Genomic DNA, 22,840 nt, shown 5'->3' on the forward strand with positions numbered 1-22,840 from the left:
CGGCATCTTCTCAAGCGTCGCGACCACGGATTCTCATCCTGATTGACGCGCTCTTCTCATCAAGTTTGTCGCGCTACAGCTGGGGCCGACCGCCAGCCTGCGTCCCTTTGTCGAGGCCCGCATGGGCGATGAAACGCTGGTGCGGCTGGGTGGCGATCTGACCCTTGGCAGGCCGGGGCAGGGCGATCTGCTGATCCGGGACGCGGTGTCGGGGCATCGCTATCACGGGCTGCGCGGGGAGGGTCAGGGGCTGTCCATGGTGCTGGGTGCCGATCTGGCCCATGTGGTCGACAGTGTCTATCTGCCGCCCGATCGCGGGCTGATCCTGACCGATGCGCGCGCGCGTGTGCGGCTGGGTCTGCATCATCAGGGGCAGCGTGCCAGCCTGTTCTACGGGCTGACATGGCTGGGCGAAGAGTTTGCCGCGCAGCCCGAGGGACAGGTGATTGGCACTTTAAGGTTGTATTTTCAATTCTAGGTCGCGTTTTACGTGGCAGATGAACAACAGCCCGTAACCTACTGACTTTAGTTTCTTTCCGCATGGAACCCTGTCTGCTACGGTTTGAGCAATAATAAAACCGAGGCAGACAGACAGGTAGAGCAATGGGGACGGGCTTTGGGGGCACGTTCGTCATTTCCTGGTCGCAAACAGATATTGACGGTCTTGAGGCCGCACCAATCGAGTCACTCGCTGTCGGGGCATCCTGGTCGTGGCGGGGTGATGCGGTGCGGGTCGATGGCCCGGATGAAATCTTGCGACTCGAACAGGCGGACGGCGAGGAGAACATCCGCAGGCGCGCAGCACGCATGGTGCGGCGACTGGTGGGCGCGGCGGTCAGCGGCGCGCGCGACCTGAGCAAGGTCGAGGCGCACGACCCTCTGACCGATTGCGCCATCGTCGTGACCGACGGGGCGCAGACCTTTACCATGACGGTGATCGAGGTCGGCAATGGCGCACCGCCGTTGCTGATGTTTCTGGAGCGCATGCCGCCCAGGAACCACGAGCTGTGGGTCGTGCATCACGCGCTGGATAACCTGTTGCAGCAAAACCCCATGGGGCCATCCAGCGGCGGGGTGATCTGTTTCACCCCCGGCACGATGATCGCCACGCCGGCTGGCCCGCGCGCGGTCGAGGATCTGCGCGAGGGTGACAGGGTGGCGACCAAGGACAATGGCGCGCAGGACGTGCTGTGGATCGGCAGCCGCCGGATGACCGGCGCGCGGCTGTTTGCCCTGCCCAAGCTGCGCCCGATCCGCATCCGGACCGGGGCGCTGGGGATCGAACGCCCGGATCAGGAACTGCTGGTGTCGCCCGAGCATCGCATGCTGGTGCAGGGCCGCGCGGCGCAGGCGCTGTTCAACACGCCCGAGGTGCTGGTGGCGGCGCGCGATCTGGTCAACGGATCGACCGTGGTGGTGGACAGCGTGCTGCGCGAGGTGACTTACATCCACCTGCTGTTGCCGCAGCATCAGGTGCTGTGGGCCAATGGTGTGGAAAGCGAGAGCTTTCATCCCGCCAACGCCGCGCTGAGCACGCTGGCCGAGGACGACCGCGCGCGGCTGCTGGCGATGTATCCCGAACTGGAATACGATCCTGCCAGCTTTGGTGGTTATGCCCGGCGCAACCTGTCGCCGTCCGAGGCGGCGATATTGCAGCACGAGGCGGCCTAGCCTGTTGACTCTGATCCGGGCAGGGGTATAAGCGCGGCTTCGTTGGTGTTGGTGGCCCCCGCAAGGGGATGCCTGTCGGGTCGCAAGGCCAAAGGACAACGCCCTTCGCAACTGACCACGAAGGAGACCAGACGGTGACCAAACGCACCTCTGCCAAGTACAAGATCGACCGCCGCATGGGCGAAAACATCTGGGGCCGCCCCAAGTCGCCGGTGAACCGCCGCGAATACGGCCCCGGCCAGCACGGCCAGCGCCGCAAGGGCAAGCTGTCGGATTTCGGTATCCAGCTGCGCGCCAAGCAAAAGCTCAAGGGCTATTACGGCGACCTGACCGAAAAGCAGTTCCGCCGCATCTTTGCCGAGGCCGAGCGTCAGCGCGGCGACACCGGCGAGCTGCTGATCGGCCTGCTGGAGCGCCGTCTGGACGCGGTCGTGTACCGCGCCAAGTTCGTGCCGACCATCTTTGCCGCCCGTCAGTTCGTGAACCATGGCCATGTCACGGTGAACGGCAACCGCGTGAACATCCCCTCGTACCGCGTGAAGGAGGGGGACGTGATCGCCGTGCGCGACAAGTCCAAGCAGATGGCCGCGATCCTGGAAGCCACACAGCTGCCCGAGCGTGACGTGCCCGACTATCTGGATGTGGACAACACCAAGCTGACCGCGACCTTCGTGCGGACCCCCGGTCTGGGCGACGTGCCCTATCCGGTGATGATGGAACCGAACCTGGTCATCGAATTCTACGCACAGAACTAAGCCGGATGCCGGGCCCCGTTGCCCGTGTTGCGCCGCGCTGCAAAGGTCGCCCCGAGGGGCGGCCTTTTTCGTTGCCGGGATCGGCATTGCGGCAACATCACGCAGCGCCCCGGCGTTTCAATCTTTCCTTGCGTCCTGGTCATGGATAGACACGGGGCCAAGGAGAAGCTGCCATGACAAAGATCACCCCCCAGCCCGGAATTCTGGAGATTGCGCCCTATGTCGGCGGTGTTTCGAAAATTGCGGGCATGTCGGATGCCGTCAAGCTGAGTTCCAACGAGAACCCCTTTGGCCCGTCGGAAGCGGCGATCGAGGCGTTCCGGCGTGCGGGCTTCGATCTGCACCGCTATCCCTCGACCGATCATGCCGATCTGCGCGTGGCCATCGCGGCCACGCACGGGTTGGACGCGGGCCGCATCATCTGTGGCGTGGGCAGTGACGAGATCCTGCACCTTATGTGTCAGGCCTATGCCGGGCCGGGTGACGAGGTGATCCACACCGAGCACGGGTTTGCCATCTATCGCATCGGCGCGCTGGCCGCCGGGGCCACCCCGATCGAGGTGCCCGAGACCGGGCGCACCACCGATGTGGATGCCATCCTGGCCGCCTGCACCCCGCACACCAAGCTGGTGTTCATCGCCAACCCCAACAACCCCACCGGCACAATGATCGATGCCGATGCGGTGCGGCGGCTGGCCGAGGGCATCCCCGAGACCGCGTTGCTGGTGCTGGACGGGGCCTATGCCGAGTATGTCGAGGGGTTTGACGGCGGGGCCGCGCTGGTGGGCGCGCGCGACAACGTGGTGATGACGCGGACATTCTCGAAAATCTACGGTCTGGGCGGGCTGCGCGTCGGCTGGGGTTATGCGCCCGGCCATGTGATCGATGTGCTGAACCGCATCCGAGGGCCGTTCAACCTGTCCGGGCCCGCGCTTGTCACCGCCGAGGCGGCGGTCAGGGATCAGGCGTGGGTCGAGAAATGCCGCGCGGACAACACGCGCCAGCGCGCCTGGCTGGCCGCCGTGCTGGCCGGGCACGGCGTGCCCAGCGATGAAAGCCACGCCAATTTCATCCTCGCGCGGTTTGCCGACCCGCAGGAAGCCGAGGCCTGCAACGCCTATCTGCTGTCGCAGGGGCTGATCGTGCGCGGCGTGGCGGGATACAAGCTGCCGGACTGCCTGCGCATCACGGTGGGGGACGAAGCCTCGTGCCGCCGGGTGGCGCATGCGATCGGCCAGTTCAAGGGGGGCGCGCGGTGATCTATGAACGCGTCGCCCTGATCGGGCTGGGCCTGATCGCGGGGTCGATGGCGCTGGCCATGCGGCGGCGCGGGCTGGCAGGCGAGGTGACGGGCTATGCAAGGTCACAGGTCACGCGCGACACCGCCCGGCGCATCGGGCTGGTGGACCGGGTCTGCGACAGCGCCGCCGAGGCGGTGGCCGGTGCCGATCTGGTGGTGCTGTGCGTGCCGGTGGGCGTGATGGGCGACGTGGCGGCGGATATCGCGCCGCATCTGGCGCCCGGCTGCACCCTGTCCGACGTGGGATCGACCAAGCGCGCGGTGATCGACGCGGTGGGTCCGCATGTGCCGCAAGGCGTGCATTTCATCCCCGCGCATCCGCTGGCCGGGACCGAGCATTCGGGGCCGGAATCGGGGTTTGCCACGCTGTTCGACAACCGCTGGTGCCTGCTGGTGCCTGACGCGGATACCGACCCCGACGCGCTGGCCCGGCTGCGCGCGCTGTGGGAAGGGATGGGGGCCAATGTCGACACGATGGAGGCCGATCATCATGATCTGGTCCTTGCGGTGACAAGCCATGCGCCGCATCTGATCGCCTATACGATGGTGGGCGTGGCCGATGATCTGCGGCGGGTGACCGACAGCGAGGTGATCAAGTATTCCGCCGCGGGTTTCCGCGATTTCACCCGTATCGCGGCCAGCGATCCGACCATGTGGCGCGACGTGTTTCTGACCAACAAGGAGGCGACGCTGGAAATCCTGGGGCGCTTCACCGAGGAGCTGTTCGCGCTGCAACGGGCGATCCGCACCGGCGATGGCGCGCATCTGTTCGACTATTTCACCCGCACCCGCGCCATCCGGCGTGGGATCATCGAAGCCGGGCAGGATACCGAAGCGCCCGATTTCGGGCGTACCAAGCGAGGTGATGCATGAGGGTCGCGGGCATCGCGATGGTGATGGTGCTGGCGGGGGCGGCCTGTGCCGAGGCCCCGGATCAGAGCCTGCGCCCGGTGGCCCGCGCCGATGTGCCGGTTCAGCCCGAGGCCGAACAGCCCGCGCAGGGCCTGCGCGGGCTGTTCCGGTCGTTGCGCCCGCAGGCGCGCAGTGCGGGCGTCGAAGGGCGCGCGCAGCAAAGCCGCGCGCAGGCCCGCCGGGGGGCCGTCTGCGGCGATCTGGCCCTGCAGGGCGAGGTGGTTGGCCGGGTGCCGGGCGCGATCAATGGTTGCGGCATCGAGCAGGCGGTGCGGCTGAAATCGGTGTCGGGCGTGCGTCTGTCAACGCCTGCGAAGGTGGATTGCGGCACCGCGAAGGCGCTGAAAACCTGGGTCGAGCGCGGGATGCGCCCGGCGGTGGGCAATCGTGGCGGCGGGGTGGACAGCATCCAGGTGATGGCCAGCTACACCTGCCGCACCCGCAACAACCGGAAGGGCACCCGGATCTCGGAGCATGGCAAGGGCCGGGCGGTGGATATCGGTGGCTTCACCCTGCGCGACGGGGCGCAGATCAGCGTGCTGCGCGACTGGGGCAAGGGCCGCGAGGGGCGCATCCTGCGCGAGATGCACAGCACGGCCTGCGGTCCGTTCGGCACCGTGCTTGGCCCCGAGGCGAACAGGTTTCACCGCGATCATTTCCATTTCGACACGGCGCGGTATCGCAGCGGCAGGTATTGCCGATAGGGCGAGGGGGGCTGTCTGCCCCCCGTCGCGCGATGCGCGACTCCCCCCGAGGATATTTGCAGAGAGAGGAAACGGCGGGCTTAGCGCAGCGTCAGGACAGGCGCGGCCCCGATGGGCACGGGCCCCAGAAAGATGCGGCCTACGCGGAAATCCAGCGGGATGTCCAGCGTCTGGCTGGTGCCCGAGAGTTGCGCCAGCATCGACAGGCCGGTTTCCATCTGATCGGCCAGACCGGGGGGCAGTTGCCCCGAGGCGCGGGCCAGTTGCAGGATCTCGCGCCAGTTGCGCGCCCGGACGGTCAGGCGGCCCGAGGGACGGCCGGTGGCATCCACATCCAGCGTGCCCGCAGCCGCGAGTTCCAGATCACCCCAGCGGGCCTCGGCCAGGTTGACGGTGATCCGGCGGGGCTGCGGGCGGGCGTCCTCAAGGGCGTGGCGGTCCCATGGCCGGTCGAAGGTGGCGTTGATATCGGCGCGAAAGGCGCTGAAGGTCTGGGGCAACCGCTCTTGCCGGTCCATCCGCAGCCGGGCGGCGCGGGCGGGAGACAGGTTGTCGGCCGCAAGGCCCAGATGATAGCTGGCCTCGGATCCTTCGACCCGTTCGACGGCGAGGCGCAGTGCGGTCATCGCGGTCGTCTCGCCCGCCTCGTCGGTGATGGCCAGCGTGTCGGCCACCAGGTTGGCGCGCTTTAGCGGCAGGGCGGTGTCGGCCCCCAGAACGCTGCTGGCCTGCATCTTGACGCTGGACAGGTCGAAGGTCTGACGCGGGGTGGCCAGCGACTGGGTGTCGGGCCATGTGGCAATCACGTGGTTTGGCTGATAGCTGAGCGCGAAAAGCTGAAAGAATGGGGCTTGCCAGGCCCAGCCGGTTCCGGGATCGGCCAGGGTGATATCGGTGAAGGTGGTGTCGAAGCGGTTGGGAAAGCCGCGCACGGTGATGTCCGCGGTGTCGGCCACCCAGCCCTCGGCTCGGCGGGCGTCGAACCAGGCGGCAAAGCCCGATTGCACGGCACTGGCACCCATCCACCAGTAGCCGGCCCAGCCAAGGGCGGCGATCGCGATGACGGCAAGCAATGCGCGCATGGGCAGGCCCTTTCCCTTTGGCGTGCAGTGGTGTTTACAAGGGCCGGACAGGAAGGGCCAGACGCATGACGATGTGGGTTTTCGGATATGGATCACTTTTGTGGAACCCGGGCTTTGAGGTGGCGGGCAGCGTGCTGGCGCGACTGGACGGGTATCACCGCAGTTTCTGCATGCGCTCGATCCATCATCGCGGCTCGGTGGCCGAACCGGGGCTGGTGCTGGCGCTGGACGAATGGCCGGGTGCGGCCTGCCTGGGGCTGGCGCTGGAGGTCGCGGCCGGGCAGGAGGATGCCACGCTGGCCTATCTGCGCGAGCGCGAGCTGATCAGCTCGGCCTATGTGGAAAAGACCGTGCCGCTGGACCTGACCGACGGGCGCCAGGTGGACGCGGTGGCCTATGTGATCGACGCCGGGCACGACCAGTATTGCGGTGGTCTGCCGCTGGAGGAGCAGGCGCAGATCATTGCCCGCGCGGTGGGCGGTCGTGGGCCGAATACCGAATATCTGCACAATACCGTGGCGCATTTGCGCCAATTGAGGATCGAAGATGCTGACCTGGACTGGCTGGACGCAAGGGTGCGTGCAATCATTGGATAATCCTTGGCTTGCCCCCGGCAAGACACTAGGGTTGCGCACAGAAAACAAGTGTCGGGAGCTGTCCTGATGGACCAGCCGGACCGCGAGGCCGAGCCGCAATTCACACGTCCCATGCGTCAGATTTTTCTGATGCTGATCGTGCTTATGCTGACGGCGGGCGTGGTGGCGCTGGCGCTGCCGACCATCTTGCCGATTTTCGAGGCCAACCCCTATCTCAACGGGTTCATCTTCTTTGTCTTCGTGCTGGGGGTGGTGGCCTGTTTCTATCAGGTGGTGCAGCTTTTCAGCTCGGTCCAGTGGATCGGGGATTTCGCTGCCGGGGATGACGCGGGCCGCGCGCCGGTGCTGCTGGCCCCGTTGGCGACCTTGCTGCGCGCGCGGGGGCGGCGGATGCAGATCGGGGCCACCTCGACCCGGTCGATCCTGGATTCCGTGGCCACGCGCATCGACGAAGACCGCGAGATCACGCGCTATATCGTCAACCTTTTGATTTTCCTTGGCCTTCTGGGCACGTTCTATGGTCTGGCGACCACGGTGCCCGCGCTGATCGACACGATCCGCGGCCTGGCCCCGCAAGAGGGCGAAGAGGGGTTGGCCGTCTTTGGCCGCCTGATGGGCGGGCTTGAGGCGCAGTTGGCGGGCATGGGCGTGGCCTTCGGGTCCTCCCTGCTGGGGCTGGCCGGGTCGCTGGTGGTGGGCTTGCTGGAACTCTTCGCGGGTCATGGGCAGAACCGGTTCTACCGCGAGTTGGAGGAATGGCTGAGTTCGATCACGCGGCTGGGCTTTTCATCCGAGGGCGAGGGCCATGCCGATCAGGGGGCGATGGTGCAACTGATCGACCACATGGCCGAGCAGATGGAAGGCCTGCGAGAGATGCATGCGGCGGGCGAGACCGGGCGGCAGGAACTGGAAGGGCAGCTGGGCCTTCTGGCGGCCTCGGTCGAGCGTCTGACCGATCGGCTGGCGGGCACGGGGCAGGTGCATGACGCGCTGACGCGGGTGGCCGAAAGCCAAGAGCGGCTGGTCGACGTGATGTCCGAACGCGAAAGCGGCGGCGAGGGGATCGACGCCGAAAGCCGGATGCGCCTGCGGTCGATCGACGTGCAACTGCTGCGGATACTGGAAGAGATCAGTGCCGGACGGCAGGAAACCACGGCGGAGTTGCGCAGCGACCTGTCGGCACTGACCCGCGCGCTGGAACAGACCCGCCGCCCCGGCCCGCGCAAGATGCGGCTGACCGACAGGGGCCGGCCCGACCCGGATTTCGGGCAGGAGGGCTGATCCATGGCCCTGTCGCGGCGCACAGGACAACGGTTCCAAGGTTCGATCTGGCCGGGTTTCGTGGATGCGGTCACCGGGCTGCTGATGGTACTGGTGTTCGTCCTGACGATCTTCATGGTCATGCAGTTCGTGCTGCGCGAAACCATCAGCGGGCAGGACAGGCGGCTGGATGCGCTGTCGTCCGAGATCGCCGCATTGGCGCAGGCGTTGGGGATGGAGCGGCAGCGCAGCGCCGAACTGGCCGATCAGGTGGGATCGTTGGGCGCCACGCTGGACGAGGCGCAGGCGGAGTCTGCCGCGCAGTCGGCCTTGATCGAGTCGTTGCGGGCCGATCTGGGCGACCGCGAGGCGGCGCTGACGGCCGCGCAATCGCGCATCTCGGATTTCGAGGCGCAGGTCGCTGCCCTGATCGCGCAGCGCGACGAGGCGCAGGGCGTGGTGGCCGATCTGCGCGGCGAGCGCGCGGAACTGCTGAATGAGCAGGAGGCGCTGAATGCGGCGCTGGTGCAGGCGCGCGACGAGTTGGACGAGGGGGCCGAGGCCGCCCGGCTGGCGGCGGCGCGGCGCGAGGCGCTGGAGGCGCTGATTTCCGATCTGCGGGCGCGCAATGCCGATGCCGAAGGGACGGTGGCCAGCCTGACATCGGACCTGGAGGGCGTGCAGGAGGCGCTGACCGAAGAAGAGGCGGCCCGGCTGGCCGAGGCCGAGGCGGCAGCGGCCCTGCGCGCGCGGCTCGAAGAGGCCGACACCGAGCTGACCGCGATGACGATGGCGCTGGAGGCGGAACGCGAGCGTGCCGAGGAGACCCTGACCCTGCTGGCCGCCGCGCGCGAGGCCGAGGAGGACCTGAACAGCCGGCTGGCGCAGGCCCTGCTGGCGCGCGAGGACACGCAGGGCAATCTGGCCGCAGCCCTGCTGGCGCGCGACGCGGCGCAAGAGGCGCTGGCCGCCGCAGAGATGCGGATTTCCAAGTTGCAAGACGATCTGGAGCAGGCGCAGCAGGGCCGCGAGGTGACGGTCACCCAGTTGACCGAACTGCAAGAGGCGCTGGCCCGTGCACTGGCCGATGCGGATGAAAACGCCGCCGAGGTTGACGAGCTGCGCGTGGCGCTGAGCGAGACCGAGGCGGCGCTGGCCACGGCGCAGGGCACGGCAGCAGAACAGCTGGAAGCGGTGCAGGCCGAGCAGGCGGCACTGGAAACCCGTCTGGCGCAGGCGCTGGCCGCGCGGCAGAGCACGCTGGACGAGTTGGCGGATGTGCAGCAGGTGCTGGAGCGGGCGCTGGCCGAAAAGCTGGCGACCGAGCGTCAGATCGAGGAATTGCAGGCAACGCAGGCGCAGGACGAGGCCGAGATCCGGGCCGAGCTTGAGCGGGCGCTGGCCGCGAAACTGGCCGCCGAGGCGCGCGCCGGAGAAGCCGAAGCCGCGTTGGAGGAAAGCAACGAGCAGGTGCAGCAACGGCTGGCCGATGCGCTGGCAGCCAGGCTGGCCGCCGAAGAGCAGGCCGAAGCGGCGCTGAACGAGGCCGAGCGGCAGGCCGCCCTGCTGTCGCAGGCGCGCGACGAGTTGCAGGGGGCCGAGGCGGCCAGTACCGAGGCGCAGCGGCAGGAGGCATTGCTGAACCAGCAGGTGGCCGCGTTGCGCACCCAGTTGGGGCAGTTGCAGGCCTTGCTGGATGACTACAAGGAGCGCGAAGCCTCGTCGCAGGTGCAGATCCAGTCGCTTGGGTCCGACCTGAACGCGGCGCTGGCCCGTGTGGCCGCCGAAGAGCGCCGCCGCCGCCAGTTGGAAGAACAGGAGCGCGCGCGGCTGGAGGCCGAGCGGGAAGATCTGGAACGCTATCGCAGCGAGTTCTTTGGCCGGTTGCGCGATATTCTGGGGGGGCAGGACGGTGTGCGGATCGAAGGCGACCGCTTTGTCTTTTCCTCCGAGGTGCTGTTTGCGCCGGGGCAGGCCGATCTGAGCATCGAAGGACAGCGTGAGATCGCCAAGGTGGCCGGTATCCTGCGCAACGTGGCGGATGACATCCCCGATGGTATCGACTGGATCATCCGTGTGGATGGGCATACCGACAATGTACCGCTGTCGGGCTTTGGCCAGCACGCCGACAACTGGGAACTGAGCCAGGCGCGCGCCCTGTCGGTCGTGCGCTACATGGTCGATTTCCTCGGGCTGCCGCCGGATCGTCTGGCGGCCAACGGGTTCGGGCAGTACCAACCGGTGAACCCCGAGGACACGCCGCAGGCACGCGCGCAGAACCGGCGGATCGAGCTGAAGCTGACCGAGCGCTAGTCGACGCGCAGGGTGGTTTCCATCCGGTCAAACGCGATGTCATCGCGGATCAGCGTGACCTCACCCTGATAGGTGCCCGGCATCAGCCCGCGGCGCACCCGCGTGCCGGCGGCGCGGAACAGTTGCGCCTTGGGGTCGGCGATGTCGGCATCATGGGCGAAAACCTCGCGCCCGTCCGGGCCAAGGATGCGCATCCGCATCACATCGCCCGCCTTGGCACCAAAGGCATAGCCCCAGATCACCAGCGCATCGGGGTCGCGCGGCAGGGCTTCGGCATGGGCGGTGCCCTCCTTGATCGCGTCATAGTCGGGCACGCGGTCGGCAAAGCCCGCGTTCAGCAACCCGCCGGGGCTGTACGCGGGTGGATCGGTCCACAGAACGTCGGTGTCAGGCGTGCCGCAGGTGATCTGACCGTCGGGATCGAAGGGATCGACCACGCGGTCGCCCTGTCGCACTGAAAGATGCAGGTGGGGAAACTGCGTGCGGCCGGAATAGCCGACCTGACCCAGCACGGCCCCCATGGCGACGCGCTGGCCCTTCTGCACGGTCAGGCTGCCGCGTTTGAGGTGGCAATACTGGGTCTGCCAGCCATCCCCGTGGTCAAGCACCAGACCGTTGCCGCAATCGCGGCCTTCGAGTTCGGGGGACCAGCCGGTATCGGGCATCTCGTCGCGCAGACCCAGCACGGTGCCGGGGGCGGCGGCCAGCACATCAACACCTGCGTGCATCGCGGCAAAGGAGGGCAGGGCGAAATCCGTGCCCTTGTGTCCGTCATAGGACAACGGCCCGCAAGTGAAATCCTGCGCGCCGGGGCCGGGATCGTGATCGACATATTGCTGGATGAAACAGGTGTCACCAAGGGTGCAGTCGATGGGTTGCGCCAGAGGAAGGTCGCGGGCGGCGGCGGGTGTTCCCGCCGCCGCAAGCAGTGTCAGAAGCGCAACCAGCGCCCGCATCAGTCCGCGGTCAGCAGGGGCGGCTTGTTGCCCGACAGGCGCGGGTGATCCGGCCCTTCGATGCGCAGGTCGATCTCGCCGTTCTTGACGCCGACCTTGACCAGACCGCCCTTGGCCAGCTTGCCGAACAGCAGTTCCTCGGCCAGCGGCTTCTTGATGTATTCCTGGATCACGCGACCCAGCGGGCGGGCGCCCATCTTTTCATCATAGCCCTTGTCGGCCAGCCATTCGGCAGCGGGTTTGGTCAGTTCGATGGACACGTTGCGATCCATCAACTGCGCTTCGAGCTGCAGAACGAACTTCTCAACCACCTGCATGATGACCTCTTTCGGCAGCGGCCGGAAGCTGATGACAGCATCCAGACGGTTGCGGAACTCGGGCGTGAAGGTGCGTTCGATGGCGGCGGTATCCTCGCCCTCGCGCCGGTCGCGGCCAAAGCCGATGGCAGCCTTTGCCATGTCGGCGGCCCCGGCGTTCGAGGTCATGATCAGGATCACGTTGCGGAAATCCACCTTGCGGCCGTTGTGATCGGTCAGCGTGCCGTGATCCATCACCTGCAACAGGATATTGAACACGTCGGGGTGCGCCTTTTCGATCTCGTCCAGCAGCAGCACGCAGTGCGGGTGCTGGTCGATGCCGTCGGTCAGCAGACCGCCCTGATCAAACCCGACATAGCCCGGAGGGGCACCGATCAGGCGCGAGACCGCGTGTTTCTCCATGTATTCCGACATGTCGAAGCGGATCATTTCCACCCCCAGCGAGTCGGCCAGTTGCTTGGCGACCTCGGTCTTGCCGACGCCGGTGGGACCGGCGAACAGGTAGTTGCCGATGGGCTTTTCGGGTTCGCGCAGGCCGGCGCGCGCCAGCTTGATCGCGCTGGACAGGGCCACAATGGCCGCATCCTGCCCGAACACCACGCGTTTCAGGGTGTTTTCGAGGTCTTTGAGAACCTCGGCATCGTCCTTGGACACGTTCTTTGGCGGGATGCGGGCGATTTTTGCCACCACATCCTCGATCTCCTTGGTGCCGATGGATTTGCGCCGCTTGCTGGCCGCGACCAGATGCTGCGCCGCGCCCGCCTCGTCGATGACGTCGATCGCCTTGTCGGGCAGCTTGCGGTCGTTGATATAGCGCGCCGACAGCTCCACCGCGGTTTTCACCGCGTCGGCGGTGTATTTCACGCCATGATGTTCCTCGAAATAGGGCTTCAGCCCCTTGAGGATCTTGATCGTATCTTCGACCGAGGGTTCGTTCACGTCGATCTTTTGGAACCGGCGCGACAGGGCGCGGTCCTTTTCGAAATGCTGGCGGAATTCCTTGTATGTGGTCGAGCCCATGCAGCGCAGCTTGCCGCCCTGCAACGCCGGCTTGAGCAGGTTGCTGGCATCCATCGCGCCACCGCTGGTGGCACCCGCACCGATCACGGTGTGGATCTCGTCGATGAACAGCACCGCGTCGGGGTGGTTCTCAAGCTCGGTCACGACCGCCTTCAGCCGCTCCTCGAAATCGCCGCGATAGCGCGTGCCGGCCAGAAGCGCGCCCATGTCGAGGCTGAAGATGGTGGTTTTAGACAGCACCTCGGGAGTTTCGCCATTCACGATCTTGCGCGCCAGACCCTCGGCGATCGCGGTCTTGCCCACGCCCGGATCGCCGACCAGCAGCGGATTGTTCTTGCGGCGGCGGCACAGCACCTGGATGCAGCGCTCGACCTCCTGGCTGCGACCGATCAGAGGATCGACATCGCCGGTGCGCGATTTTTCGTTCAGGTCGACGCAGTATTTGGCAAGGGCGGATTCGCCTTCGGTCACCTTGTCGGAGCTGCCGCTGATCTCTTCTGCTTCGGGGGCGGTGGCGCCGGCAACCGGGCGGCTTTCGCCATAAGCCGGATCCTTGGCGACGCCATGGGCGATGAAATTCACCGCGTCATAGCGCGTCATGTCCTGCTCCTGCAGGAAATACGCCGCGTTGGATTCGCGTTCGGCAAAGATCGCGACCAGCACGTTTGCGCCCGTCACCTCGGTCCGGCCCGAGGATTGCACGTGGATCGCGGCACGCTGGATCACGCGCTGGAAAGCTGCGGTCGGGACCGCCTCGGAGCCGTCGATGTCGGTGACAAGGTTCGCCAGTTCCTCGTCGATGAACTCGACGAGGGTCTGGCGCAATTCTTCGGTGTCCACCGAGCACGCTTTCATCACGCGGGTCGCATCGGGCTCGTCCACAAGGGCGAGCAACAGATGCTCCAACGTCGCGAATTCGTGGCGGCGGGCATTGGCCAGGGCCAGCGCCGCGTGGATTGCCTGTTCGAGCGTGTTCGAGAATGAAGGCACGATGGGTGCTCCTATCTTGTTCGGATCGGCCGGTCCGGCGGGCTGGCCAACCATTGCCTCATAGTCTTAAAGTTTGGTCGATATCGGCCACGCTTCAAGTATTTTCTGGATCGCGGCGATCACAATTCATTATTGCGATGCAATCCGGCCTAGTGTTTGACCGCTTCAGAACGCGTCCTTGCGCCGACGGATTTCGGCAAAGACCTGCGCCGGGTCCGCCCCGGCCATGTTCAGCGCCTGCTGCACTTCGGGTGTGGCTGCGCGCAGAAACGGGTTGGTTTCCAGTTCCAGTGACAAAAGCGAAGGCACGGTCGGCAACCCCTTGTCGCGCGCATCCTCGATCCGATCAGTACGTGACGTAAGCTGCGGATTGCCGGGATCAATGGTGCGGGCGAAACGGGCGTTCGCGGCGGTGTATTCATGGCCCGAGCAGATCAGCGTTTCGGGCGGCAGGGCCGCCAGCTTTTGCAGGCTGTGCCACATCTGTTGATGGGTGCCTTCGAACACCCGCCCGCATCCCAGCGCCATCAGGCTGTCGGCAGTGAAAGCCACGTGACTTTTCGGAAAATGAAAGGCGATATGCCCCACAGTGTGGCCCGACACGTCGATCACATGGCCGGTCTCGTTGCCGATCTGCACGGTGTCGCCCTCGGCCACCTGCACATCCAGAGGCGGCAGGCGGTGGGCGTCGGGGGCGGCCCCGATCACGCCGGCGGGGTGGGCGGCCAGCACGGCATCCAGCCCCTGGACGTGGTCGTCATGGTGATGGGTGATCAGCACGTCGCTGAGCTTCCAGCCGCGCTGCGCCAGCGCATCAAGGATCGGCGCGGCCTCGGGGATATCGATCAGCGCGGTGTCGCCGCTCGCCCTGTCATGGGCAAGGTAGGCGTAATTGTCACTCAGGCAGGGGATGGTGACGATCTCAAGAGGCATGGCGTTTCATCCTTTGCTTGATATGGTTAGGGTCAGAGTGACGGATAAGGGGCCAAGTCGCAATGCATCTGGACGTGCAGGACCTGCGCAACTTTTACTATCGCAGCACATTGGGCCGGGCGGCGCAGAAATCGGTGCGCGATACCATGCTGGGGCTTTGGCCCGAAGCGCAGGGCCAGACCGTGGTGGGGTTCGGCTTTGCTGTGCCGCTGCTGCGCCCGTACCTGAAGACCGCACGCCGGGTGATCGGGCTGATGCCCGGGCCGCAGGGGGTGATGCGCTGGCCCGCGGGCGGGCCGAACGTCAGCGTGCTGTGCGAGGAAACCCTGTGGCCGATCGAGACCGGGCATGTGGACAAGCTGGTGCTGCTGCACGGGCTGGAGACCTGCGAGAATCCCACCGCGCTGCTGGACGAGTGTTACCGGGTGCTGGGGCCGGGCGGCAAGGCGCTGTTCATCGTGCCCAACCGGGCGGGGCTGTGGTCGCGCAGCGATCGCACGCCCTTTGGTTTCGGACGGCCCTACACCCTCAGCCAGCTTGAGGCGCAGTTGAAAAAGCACCATTTCCTGCCTGATCGTCATGTCGCGACGCTGTATCAGCCCCCCAGCCGGCGGCGGTTCTGGCGCAAGACCGCCGCTTTCTGGGAAAAGACCGGGCGCAGCCTGCCGCTGGTGATGGCGGGCGGGGTGCTGATGGTCGAGGCCAGCAAGCGCGTGCCTGCCCCCACCGGCGGTCTGACCGAGGCGGTGCGCCGTCCGCTGGACGTGCTGGACGGGTTCGGCAAGCCGGTTGCGGGGCGCAATTCAAGCTGAGCCCGGCCGCACGGATGGTGTTAGCGTTATCAAATGTCGTGATTGACGCATCGAGGAATCGCAAAATAGGGAGCGCGCGCGTAAAAAAGTTGCCCAAGAATTGCGCACCGAGGTGCTGAAACCATTTAAGTATTTGAAATGTATTGATATACTGGCGTATACAGCAGATTTATAGCAGGTTGCTAGGTCTGAAATGCTCTGCTACATCCCAGCCTAATTTCCGTGCCTAGATAACAGTCAGGCTGTGCAAACTCCCCCGGGGTCGAGAGGCCATTGAAACCGGGGCCAGAATATCGGAAGGGTGGACGTGTCCGAACCAGCTTCGATTTCCTCCGGCATCGCCGAGCGCTATGCCACGGCCGTGTTTGAACTGGCCAAAGAAGACAACTCGGTTGCCAAGATCGAAGCCGACCTTGACGCGCTGCAAGCCGCGCTGACGGACAGCGCCGATTTCCGCGATCTGATCCATTCGCCCGTCTACACCCGCGAAGAGCAGGCCGGTGCGCTGGTCGCGATGGGCAAGCAGATGGGCCTGACCCCGGTGATGGCGAATGTGCTGGGCCTGATGGCGCAGAAACGCCGCCTGTTCGTGCTGCCGCAGCTGGTCACAACGCTGCGCGCCATCATCGCCGAGGACAAGGGCGAGGTTACGGCGGACGTGGTCAGCGCCAAGGCCCTGACCAAGACCCAGTCGGACAAGCTGGCCAAGACCCTGTCCGAGCGTGTCGGCAAGGATGTCAAGATTAACGCGAGCGTCGATGAAAGCCTCATCGGCGGTCTTATCGTCAAAGTGGGTTCGAAGATGATCGACACGTCGGTCGCTTCGAAGCTGAACTCCCTCCAGAATGCAATGAAAGAGGTCGGATAAATGGGTATCCAAGCGGCAGAGATTTCTGCGATCCTGAAGGACCAGATCAAGAACTTCGGTCAAGACGCCGAGGTGGCAGAGGTTGGCCGGGTGCTGTCGGTTGGCGACGGTATTGCCCGCGTGCATGGTCTGGACAACATTCAGGCCGGTGAAATGGTCGAATTTCCCGGTGGTATCCAGGGCATGGCCCTGAACCTTGAAGCCGACAACGTGGGTGTGGTGATCTTCGGCTCGGACCGCGAGATCAAGGAAGGCGATACCGTCAAGCGCACCAAGTCGATCGTGGACGTGCCCGCAGGCCCCGAACTGCTGGGCCGCGTCGTGGACGGTCTGGGCAGCCCGCTGGACGGCAAGGGCCCGATCGAGGCGACCGAGCGTCGCGTGGCCGACGTGAAGGCCCCCGGCATCATCCCGCGCAAATCGGTGCACGAGCCGATGCCGACCGGTCTGAAGGCCATCGACGCGATGATCCCGATCGGCCGCGGCCAGCGCGAGCTGATCATCGGCGACCGTCAGACCGGCAAGACCGCCGTGGCGCTGGACACGATCCTGAACCAGAAGTCGTATAACGACGCGGCCAAGGACGAGAGCGAGAAGCTCTACTGCATCTATGTCGCCATCGGGCAGAAACGTTCGACCGTGGCGCAGCTGGTCAAGAAGCTGGAAGAAAGCGGCGCAATCGAATACACGATCGTCGTGGCGGCCACCGCCTCGGATCCTGCGCCGATGCAGTTCCTGGCGCCCTATGCCGCCACCGCGATGGCCGAGTATTTCCGCGACAACGGCAAGCACGCGCTGATCATCTATGATGATCTGTCCAAGCAGGCCGTGGCCTATCGCCAGATGTCGCTGCTGCTGCGTCGCCCGCCGGGCCGCGAAGCCTATCCCGGCGACGTGTTCTACCTGCACTCGCGCCTGCTGGAGCGGTCGGCCAAGCTGAACGAGGATAACGGCTCGGGCTCGCTGACGGCGCTGCCGATCATCGAAACCCAGGGCGGCGACGTGTCGGCCTTTATCCCGACCAACGTGATCTCGATCACCGACGGCCAGATCTTTCTGGAAACCGAACTGTTCTATCAGGGCGTCCGTCCCGCCGTGAACACCGGTCTGTCGGTGTCGCGTGTGGGGTCTTCGGCGCAGACCAATTCGATGAAATCGGTGGCTGGCCCGGTCAAGCTGTCGCTGGCGCAGTATCGCGAAATGGCCGCGTTTGCGCAGTTCGGCTCGGACCTTGATGCCGCGACGCAGCAGCTGCTGAACCGTGGTGCGCGCCTGACCGAGCTGATGAAGCAGCCGCAGTATTCGCCGCTGACAAACGCCGAGATCGTCTGCGTGATCTACGCGGGCACCAACGGTTTCCTGGACAAGGTCGCGGTCAAGGATGTGGGCCGGTTCGAGCAGGGCTTGCTTGCGCATCTGCGCGGCAAGCACAAGGATCTGCTGGACATGATCACCAACGACGATCCCAAGATCAAGGGTGATGCCGAGGACAAGATCAAGGCCGCGCTGACCGAATACGCCGCCGACTTCTCGTAAGGAGAGCAGGCAATGCCAAGTCTCAAGGACCTCAAGAACCGGATCGAGTCGGTAAAATCGACCCGCAAGATCACCAAGGCCATGCAGATGGTGGCCGCCGCGAAACTGCGGCGGGCACAGGATGCGGCGCAGGATGCGCGGCCCTATGCCGAACGGTTCAATGCCGTGATGGCCGGGCTGGCTGCATCGGTGGGCGGTTCCGATACCGCGCCCAAGCTGCTGAGCGGCACGGGCAAGCAAGACGTGCACCTGCTGGTGGTCATGACCGCCGAGCGTGGGCTGTGCGGTGGCTTCAACGCCAATATCGCCAAGCTGGCCAAGACCCATGCGGACAAGCTCAAGTCCGAGGGCAAGACCGTCAAGGTGCTGACCGTCGGCAAGAAGGGCCGCGACGCGATGAAGCGCGACTATGGCGATCTGTTCGTCGGCCATGTCGATCTGAGCGAGGTCAAGCGCGTGGCCTATGTCAACGCACAGGACATCGCGCGCGACATCCTCAACCGCTTTGACGAAGGTGATTTCGACGTCGCCACGATCTACTATTCGGAATTCGTGAACGTCGTGACCCAGGTGCCGACTGCGCAGCAGATCATTCCCGCCGCGTTCGACGAAACCGAAGATGCGGGGGCATCGACCCTGTATGATTACGAGCCGGACGAAGAGGCCATTCTGGCCGATCTTCTGCCGCGCGGCGTGGCGACGCAGATCTTTGCGGCGCTGCTGGAGAACGGGGCCTCGGAACAGGGTGCCCGGATGTCGGCCATGGACAACGCCACCCGCAACGCGGGTGACATGATCGACCGGCTGACGATCCAGTACAACCGCTCGCGCCAGGCCGTGATCACCAACGAGCTTATTGAAATCATCTCGGGCGCCGAGGCGCTCTAAGAGGACGGAGACGAACAGATGGCTAATGCAAAAGGCAAAATCACGCAGGTGATCGGCGCCGTGGTGGACGTGCAGTTTGGCGACCACCTGCCGGCAATTTTGAACGCGCTGACAACCGACAACAACGGCAAGAAGCTGGTTCTGGAAGTGGCGCAGCACCTGGGCGAAAGCACCGTGCGCTGCATCGCGATGGACGCCACCGAAGGTCTGGTGCGCGGTCAGGAAGTGCTGGACACCGATGCGCCGATCATGGTGCCGGTCGGCACCGCCACGCTGGGTCGCATCCTGAACGTGACCGGCGACCCGGTCGACGAGCAGGGCCCCGTCGAGGCGGATGAATTCCGTCCGATCCACGCCAACGCCCCCGATTTCGCGGATCAGGCCACCGAGGCCGAGGTTCTGGTGACCGGCATCAAGGTGATCGACCTGCTGGCGCCCTATTCCAAGGGAGGCAAGATCGGCCTGTTCGGCGGTGCCGGGGTTGGCAAGACGGTTCTGATCCAGGAACTGATCAACAACATCGCCAAGGTGCACTCGGGCCTGTCGGTTTTCGCCGGTGTGGGCGAGCGGACCCGCGAAGGCAACGACCTGTATCACGAGATGATCGAATCCGGCGTTCTGACACCCGACAACCTGCCCGATTCCAAGATCGCGCTGGTCTACGGCCAGATGAACGAACCGCCGGGCGCGCGTGCCCGTGTGGCCCTGACAGGCCTGACCCTGGCCGAGCAGTTCCGCGATGCCACCGGCACCGACGTTCTGTTCTTTGTCGACAACATCTTCCGCTTTACGCAGGCGGGTTCGGAAATGTCGGCTCTGCTGGGTCGTATCCCTTCGGCCGTGGGCTATCAGCCGACGCTGGCCACCGACATGGGCCAGATGCAGGAGCGCATCACCTCGACCAAGAACGGTTCGATCACCTCGATCCAGGCCGTGTATGTGCCTGCGGATGACCTGACCGACCCCGCGCCCGCAACCACCTTTGCGCACCTTGACGCGACCACGGTTCTGAACCGCGCGATTTCCGAGCTGGGCATCTACCCGGCCGTGGACCCGCTCGATTCAACCTCGCGTCTGATGGATCCGCAGATCGTGGGCGAAGAGCATTACCAGGTGGCGCGTGACGTGCAGGGCATCCTGCAGCGCTACAAGTCGCTTCAGGACATCATCGCGATCCTCGGCATGGACGAACTGAGCGAAGAGGACAAGCTGACCGTGGCCCGCGCCCGGAAGATCCAGCGTTTCCTGTCGCAGCCGTTCGACGTGGCAAAGGTGTTCACTGGCTCGGACGGCATCCAGGTGCCTCTGGAAGACACGATCGCGTCGTTCAAGGCCGTTGTCGCCGGTGAGTATGACCACCTGCCCGAAGGGGCATTCTACATGGTGGGCGGCATCGAGGACGTGAAGGCCAAGGCCGAAAAGATGGCGTCCGACGCGGCCTAAGGCTAAGGAGAGCCAACAATGGCAGATACGATGCAATTCGACCTTGTCAGCCCGGAGCGCAGGCTTGCCTCGCTTCAGGTGGCATCGGTGCAGATACCGGGCGCAGAGGGCGATCTGACGGCGATGAAGGATCATGCGCCGCTGATCACCACCATGCGTCCCGGCGTTCTGACCGTTCAGGGGCCGGACGGTGAGGCCAAATATGTCGTGACCGGCGGTTTCGCCGAGATCGGCGCAGAGGGCACCATCATCCTGGCCGAGCGTGCGGTGGCGGTCGATGACATGACCGAAGAACTCTATCACGACATGGTCCGCAGCGCACACGAGGCCCACGCCAAGGCGCGCGACACGTTCCAGAACGACACCGGGCCCGTGGATGATGCCGCCAAGCTGCTGGCCGACATGGTGGCGGTCGGCGGTCATATCGGGATTTCGCCGCCCAACCTCTGACATCCGAACAATGACGAGGTCAGGCCCCTGCACACTGCGGGGGCCTTTTCTTTTTCGCTCCAAAGTTTTGCCGGAATCTCTCATTATCGTTTCCGGGAGCAGGAAAGTGATGACAGAATGAAAAGACTGGCGACCCACAGGATCGGTGTGGATCAGGGCGACGATGTGCTGTTCTCGGATTACCAGGACGGTGGCGTCATGTGGACCGGCGATGGCCCGCGTGAAAGACGCAGAAAGATCGCGTTCAGCGACCGGTTCCGCGCGTCACCCGTGGTGCATTGTTCTCTCAGCATGTGGGATGTGGATCATGCCAAGAACGTGCGCGCCGATGTCTGTGCCGAGAACATAACCGAAAGGGATTTCGACCTGGTGTTCCGCACCTGGGGCGACACAAGGGTTGCCCGTGTGCGCGTCGCCTGGATGGCGATCGGCGAGGTCAGCGATGATGACGATTGGGAGTTGTATTGACCCGTCATCACGATCTTTGCGGACTGGTCGGTGCCATGGGGGTGTGGCACAGTTTGCCTGATGAGGGTGATGATGTCCGACATGGCAGAAATCAGTGATCCTGCGGTTGCGGCGGTTTACGACTGCTTCCCGTCAGAGGTTCGTGCGCCCCTGCTGCACCTGCGCGGCCTGATCCTGGATGTGGCGGCTGCCACGCCAGAGGTTGGACCCATCGTGGAAACGTTGAAATGGGGCCAGCCCGCGTATCGTGCCCACAAGACGAAGACTGGCACGACACTGCGTCTGGGCCAGCCCAAGGGCGGCGGGTTCGCGCTTTTCGCACATTGCCAGACCAGCGTCATTGGCGACTTTCGCGCGCTGTTTCCGGATGATTTTGCCTATGACGGGAACCGCGCGGTCTTGTTCCGGGACCGCGCGGATATGGACGACGACAAGCTGAGGCTGCTGATCCTCGCGTCGCTGACCTATCATCTGCGTCACACGAAGTAAGGCGCGCAATTGGCCTGCCCGTTACAGGATCCCTTCGTAGATCGGTGACAGGGTTTCGTTGTCGAACAGCGACGAAACGCTGGTGCCGTTCCAGATGTTCAGGATCGCCTGCGCAAAGATCGGTGCGGTGGGCAGGATGCGGATGTTGGGGGCGTTGCGCACGGGCGCCGGTGCCTCGATCGAATCCGTGATCACCAGCGATTTCATCACGGAATTCGTGATCCTCTCGACCGCCGGGCCGGACAGGACACCGTGGCTGATATAGCTGTGCACCTCGGTCGCGCCGTGTTCCATCAGCACCTCGGCGGCCTTGCACAGGGTGCCGGCGGTGTCGCACATGTCGTCAACGATGATGCAGACCTTGCCCGAGACATCGCCGATCACGGTCATTTCCGCCACTTCGCCCGGCTTTTCGCGGCGCTTGTCGACGATGGCCAGCGGCGCGTTGATCCGTTTGGCCAGTTCGCGCGCCCGTGCCACGCCGCCGACATCGGGGCTGACCACCATCACGTCGCCCAGCCGGTCGCGCAACTGGTGGATGATATCCAGCGCAAAGATCGGCGAGGCATACAGGTTGTCCACGGGGATATCGAAGAACCCCTGAATCTGCGCTGCGTGCAGGTCCATCGTCAGCACGCGCTCGATCCCCGCCTCGACCATCATGTTGGCTACCAGCTTGGCCGAGATGGGCGTGCGTGCCTTTGACCGGCGATCCTGACGGGCATAGCCGAAATAGGGGATCACGGCGGTGATCCGCGCCGCCGACGAGCGCCGCAGCGCATCGGTCATGATCAGCAGTTCCATCAGGTTGTCATTGGCCGGGTTGCTGGTGGGCTGGATGATGAACATGTCCTCGCCCCGGACGTTTTCATACACCTCGACAAAGATTTCCTGATCGTTGAACCGCTCGACACGCGCATCCACCAGTTTTTGCGACATGCCCCGGTGCATCGACATGCGCCGCGCGATGGCCTTGGCAAGCGACAGGTTGGCATTGCCTGAGATCAGTTTGGGTTCGGTGATGGCGGGCATGATGGGGTTCCAAAGCTGTGTCGGGATGACAGATTCGTGACGTTG

Annotated in this window: 22 protein-coding genes; 17 read left to right on the forward strand and 5 right to left on the reverse strand. The window is 64.9% G+C overall.

The window, feature by feature from the left end:
• Positions 1–121: 121 nt before the first annotated feature.
• From ACFTOW_RS05280 to ACFTOW_RS05305, 6 genes are all read left to right on the forward strand, one after another.
• Entirely contained in the window at positions 122–478 is a 357-nt protein-coding gene (locus ACFTOW_RS05280) for a hypothetical protein (RefSeq protein WP_379913799.1), read from the forward strand.
• A gap of 125 nt (positions 479–603) precedes the next feature.
• Positions 604–1,671: a Hint domain-containing protein gene (locus ACFTOW_RS05285; RefSeq protein WP_379913801.1), complete on the forward strand. Its 1,068-nt coding sequence runs from the start codon at positions 604–606 to the stop codon at positions 1,669–1,671.
• 134 nt (positions 1,672–1,805) lie between these two features.
• Positions 1,806–2,426, forward strand: coding sequence for a 30S ribosomal protein S4 (gene rpsD, locus ACFTOW_RS05290; protein ID WP_379913804.1), 621 nt, complete (start codon positions 1,806–1,808; stop codon positions 2,424–2,426).
• Positions 2,427–2,599: 173 nt separating this feature from the next.
• Positions 2,600–3,685, forward strand: a complete 1,086-nt coding sequence (gene hisC, locus ACFTOW_RS05295) for a histidinol-phosphate transaminase (RefSeq protein ID WP_379913806.1) — start codon at positions 2,600–2,602, stop codon at positions 3,683–3,685.
• On the forward strand, positions 3,682–4,599 hold the full coding sequence (locus ACFTOW_RS05300; RefSeq protein WP_379913808.1) for a prephenate/arogenate dehydrogenase family protein: 918 nt from the start codon (positions 3,682–3,684) through the stop codon (positions 4,597–4,599). The genes hisC and ACFTOW_RS05300 overlap by 4 nt, the downstream gene beginning before the upstream one ends.
• Positions 4,596–5,342, forward strand: a complete 747-nt coding sequence (locus ACFTOW_RS05305) for an extensin-like domain-containing protein (RefSeq protein WP_379913810.1) — start codon at positions 4,596–4,598, stop codon at positions 5,340–5,342. Before ACFTOW_RS05300 ends, ACFTOW_RS05305 begins: the two co-directional genes overlap by 4 nt.
• Positions 5,343–5,422: 80 nt before the next feature.
• Here ACFTOW_RS05305 and ACFTOW_RS05310 read toward each other — a convergent pair whose 3' ends face one another.
• Positions 5,423–6,424: a DUF2125 domain-containing protein gene (locus ACFTOW_RS05310; protein WP_379913812.1), complete on the reverse strand. Its 1,002-nt coding sequence runs from the start codon at positions 6,422–6,424 to the stop codon at positions 5,423–5,425.
• Between the two features lie 65 nt (positions 6,425–6,489).
• Here ACFTOW_RS05310 and ACFTOW_RS05315 point away from each other — a divergent pair, with 65 nt between their 5' ends.
• The 3 genes from ACFTOW_RS05315 (at position 6,490) to ACFTOW_RS05325 (ending at position 10,593) form a co-directional block, all read left to right on the forward strand.
• Positions 6,490–7,020, forward strand: a complete 531-nt coding sequence (locus ACFTOW_RS05315) for a gamma-glutamylcyclotransferase (protein WP_379913814.1) — start codon at positions 6,490–6,492, stop codon at positions 7,018–7,020.
• A 66-nt stretch (positions 7,021–7,086) separates the two neighbouring features.
• Positions 7,087–8,301 carry a biopolymer transporter ExbB gene (locus ACFTOW_RS05320; RefSeq protein ID WP_379913816.1) on the forward strand — a complete coding sequence of 405 codons (1,215 nt, stop codon included), beginning with the start codon at positions 7,087–7,089 and terminating at the stop codon, positions 8,299–8,301.
• A gap of 3 nt (positions 8,302–8,304) precedes the next feature.
• On the forward strand, positions 8,305–10,593 hold the full coding sequence (locus ACFTOW_RS05325; protein ID WP_379913818.1) for a peptidoglycan -binding protein: 2,289 nt from the start codon (positions 8,305–8,307) through the stop codon (positions 10,591–10,593).
• On the opposite strand, the gene ACFTOW_RS05330 is transcribed toward ACFTOW_RS05325, so the two are convergent.
• The 3 genes from ACFTOW_RS05330 to gloB form a co-directional block, all read right to left on the reverse strand.
• Positions 10,590–11,549: a M23 family metallopeptidase gene (locus ACFTOW_RS05330; protein WP_379913820.1), complete on the reverse strand. Its 960-nt coding sequence runs from the start codon at positions 11,547–11,549 to the stop codon at positions 10,590–10,592. The genes ACFTOW_RS05325 and ACFTOW_RS05330 overlap by 4 nt on opposite strands.
• Positions 11,549–13,876, reverse strand: a complete 2,328-nt coding sequence (gene clpA / locus ACFTOW_RS05335) for an ATP-dependent Clp protease ATP-binding subunit ClpA (protein ID WP_379913858.1) — start codon at positions 13,874–13,876, stop codon at positions 11,549–11,551. Before clpA ends, ACFTOW_RS05330 begins: the two co-directional genes overlap by 1 nt.
• Positions 13,877–14,041: 165 nt before the next feature.
• Positions 14,042–14,809: a hydroxyacylglutathione hydrolase gene (gene gloB / locus ACFTOW_RS05340; RefSeq protein WP_379913822.1), complete on the reverse strand. Its 768-nt coding sequence runs from the start codon at positions 14,807–14,809 to the stop codon at positions 14,042–14,044.
• Between the two features lie 62 nt (positions 14,810–14,871).
• On the opposite strand from gloB, the gene ACFTOW_RS05345 reads away from it, so the two are divergent.
• The 8 genes from ACFTOW_RS05345 (at position 14,872) to ACFTOW_RS05380 (ending at position 21,763) form a co-directional block, all read left to right on the forward strand.
• A complete protein-coding gene (locus ACFTOW_RS05345) occupies positions 14,872–15,621 on the forward strand; it encodes a class I SAM-dependent methyltransferase (RefSeq protein ID WP_379913824.1) in 750 nt (249 codons plus the stop codon).
• 307 nt (positions 15,622–15,928) lie between these two features.
• On the forward strand, positions 15,929–16,489 hold the full coding sequence (locus ACFTOW_RS05350) for a F0F1 ATP synthase subunit delta (protein ID WP_379913826.1): 561 nt from the start codon (positions 15,929–15,931) through the stop codon (positions 16,487–16,489).
• Positions 16,490–18,025 (forward strand): F0F1 ATP synthase subunit alpha, encoded by a 1,536-nt coding sequence (gene atpA, locus ACFTOW_RS05355; protein WP_379913828.1) that lies wholly within the window; start codon positions 16,490–16,492, stop codon positions 18,023–18,025.
• A gap of 12 nt (positions 18,026–18,037) precedes the next feature.
• Positions 18,038–18,913: a F0F1 ATP synthase subunit gamma gene (locus ACFTOW_RS05360; RefSeq protein WP_379913830.1), complete on the forward strand. Its 876-nt coding sequence runs from the start codon at positions 18,038–18,040 to the stop codon at positions 18,911–18,913.
• Positions 18,914–18,931: 18 nt separating this feature from the next.
• Entirely contained in the window at positions 18,932–20,356 is a 1,425-nt protein-coding gene (gene atpD / locus ACFTOW_RS05365; RefSeq protein WP_379913832.1) for a F0F1 ATP synthase subunit beta, read from the forward strand.
• A gap of 18 nt (positions 20,357–20,374) precedes the next feature.
• Positions 20,375–20,806 (forward strand): F0F1 ATP synthase subunit epsilon, encoded by a 432-nt coding sequence (locus tag ACFTOW_RS05370; protein WP_379913834.1) that lies wholly within the window; start codon positions 20,375–20,377, stop codon positions 20,804–20,806.
• A 117-nt stretch (positions 20,807–20,923) separates the two neighbouring features.
• The gene (locus ACFTOW_RS05375) at positions 20,924–21,274 is read left to right on the forward strand and encodes an H-type lectin domain-containing protein (protein WP_379913836.1); all 351 of its coding nucleotides are present in this window, start codon (positions 20,924–20,926) and stop codon (positions 21,272–21,274) included.
• A 72-nt stretch (positions 21,275–21,346) separates the two neighbouring features.
• Positions 21,347–21,763 carry a DUF1801 domain-containing protein gene (locus ACFTOW_RS05380; protein ID WP_379913838.1) on the forward strand — a complete coding sequence of 139 codons (417 nt, stop codon included), beginning with the start codon at positions 21,347–21,349 and terminating at the stop codon, positions 21,761–21,763.
• A gap of 21 nt (positions 21,764–21,784) precedes the next feature.
• Here the strand turns inward: ACFTOW_RS05380 and ACFTOW_RS05385 are convergent, their stop codons facing one another.
• A complete protein-coding gene (locus ACFTOW_RS05385; protein ID WP_379913840.1) occupies positions 21,785–22,795 on the reverse strand; it encodes a ribose-phosphate pyrophosphokinase in 1,011 nt (336 codons plus the stop codon).
• Positions 22,796–22,840: the final 45 nt, after the last annotated feature.

This window comes from Lacimonas salitolerans, assembly GCF_042677865.1.
Taxonomy (GTDB): Bacteria; Pseudomonadota; Alphaproteobacteria; order Rhodobacterales; family Rhodobacteraceae; genus Lutimaribacter; species Lutimaribacter salitolerans.

Coding starts and splice junctions, on each gene's coding strand:
- ACFTOW_RS05380 (WP_379913838.1), top strand. CDS start 21,347: ATGTCCGACATGGCAGAAATCAGTGATCCTGCGGTTGCGGCGGTTTAC.
- ACFTOW_RS05285 (WP_379913801.1), top strand. CDS start 604: ATGGGGACGGGCTTTGGGGGCACGTTCGTCATTTCCTGGTCGCAAACA.
- ACFTOW_RS05345 (WP_379913824.1), top strand. CDS start 14,872: ATGCATCTGGACGTGCAGGACCTGCGCAACTTTTACTATCGCAGCACA.
- ACFTOW_RS05375 (WP_379913836.1), top strand. CDS start 20,924: ATGAAAAGACTGGCGACCCACAGGATCGGTGTGGATCAGGGCGACGAT.
- ACFTOW_RS05280 (WP_379913799.1), top strand. CDS start 122: ATGGGCGATGAAACGCTGGTGCGGCTGGGTGGCGATCTGACCCTTGGC.
- ACFTOW_RS05305 (WP_379913810.1), top strand. CDS start 4,596: ATGAGGGTCGCGGGCATCGCGATGGTGATGGTGCTGGCGGGGGCGGCC.
- ACFTOW_RS05370 (WP_379913834.1), top strand. CDS start 20,375: ATGGCAGATACGATGCAATTCGACCTTGTCAGCCCGGAGCGCAGGCTT.
- ACFTOW_RS05385 (WP_379913840.1), bottom strand. CDS start 22,795: ATGCCCGCCATCACCGAACCCAAACTGATCTCAGGCAATGCCAACCTG.
- ACFTOW_RS05330 (WP_379913820.1), bottom strand. CDS start 11,549: ATGCGGGCGCTGGTTGCGCTTCTGACACTGCTTGCGGCGGCGGGAACA.
- ACFTOW_RS05315 (WP_379913814.1), top strand. CDS start 6,490: ATGACGATGTGGGTTTTCGGATATGGATCACTTTTGTGGAACCCGGGC.
- hisC (WP_379913806.1), top strand. CDS start 2,600: ATGACAAAGATCACCCCCCAGCCCGGAATTCTGGAGATTGCGCCCTAT.
- atpD (WP_379913832.1), top strand. CDS start 18,932: ATGGCTAATGCAAAAGGCAAAATCACGCAGGTGATCGGCGCCGTGGTG.
- ACFTOW_RS05310 (WP_379913812.1), bottom strand. CDS start 6,424: ATGCGCGCATTGCTTGCCGTCATCGCGATCGCCGCCCTTGGCTGGGCC.
- ACFTOW_RS05360 (WP_379913830.1), top strand. CDS start 18,038: ATGCCAAGTCTCAAGGACCTCAAGAACCGGATCGAGTCGGTAAAATCG.
- atpA (WP_379913828.1), top strand. CDS start 16,490: ATGGGTATCCAAGCGGCAGAGATTTCTGCGATCCTGAAGGACCAGATC.
- ACFTOW_RS05325 (WP_379913818.1), top strand. CDS start 8,305: ATGGCCCTGTCGCGGCGCACAGGACAACGGTTCCAAGGTTCGATCTGG.
- gloB (WP_379913822.1), bottom strand. CDS start 14,809: ATGCCTCTTGAGATCGTCACCATCCCCTGCCTGAGTGACAATTACGCC.
- ACFTOW_RS05320 (WP_379913816.1), top strand. CDS start 7,087: ATGGACCAGCCGGACCGCGAGGCCGAGCCGCAATTCACACGTCCCATG.